Genomic DNA, 444 nt, shown 5'->3' with positions numbered 1-444 from the left:
GTCGCCGCTTGTACCCACTACTTCCACGCTGCTCCCTTTCTTCAACGTTGTCAGCAGTTTGCCTGAGGTCGATGCACTTGATCGAACATTCAAATTTGCTTTCGTTGTTCCCGTGTACAAAACCGTTTCATTGGAGCTGTCGGAATCCGATGTACTGCCCGCCTTCGTGACATAATCGCCCGACACATACGCCGTTCCCCCGCTGTATTTGATCTTCAGCCAGTCGCCGCTTGTGCCTACAACTTCCACGCTGCTCCCCTTCTTCAACGTTGTCAGCAGCTTGCCTGAGGTCGACGCACTTGATCGAACATTCAAATTTGCTTTCGTCGTTCCGGTGTACAAAACCGTTTCATTGGAGCTGTCGGAATCCGATGTACTGCCCGCCTTCGTGACATAATCGCCCGACACATACGCCGTTCCTCCGCTGTATTTGATCTTCAGCCA

General features: G+C 52.0%; 1 protein-coding gene. It reads right to left on the bottom strand.

What is annotated here, in order from left to right; all coding sequences use genetic code 11:
- Window positions 1–444: SH3 domain-containing protein (locus NOM01_RS17050; RefSeq protein ID WP_255749784.1), on the bottom strand; the 444-nt coding region annotated here is incomplete at both ends.

Origin of the sequence: Sporolactobacillus sp. STSJ-5 (assembly GCF_024385605.1) — a bacterium.
Classification (GTDB): domain Bacteria; phylum Bacillota; class Bacilli; order Bacillales; family Sporolactobacillaceae; genus Sporolactobacillus.
The sequence above is the reverse complement of the archived record's forward strand: the minus strand, read 5'-3'. Positions and strand labels throughout refer to the sequence as shown.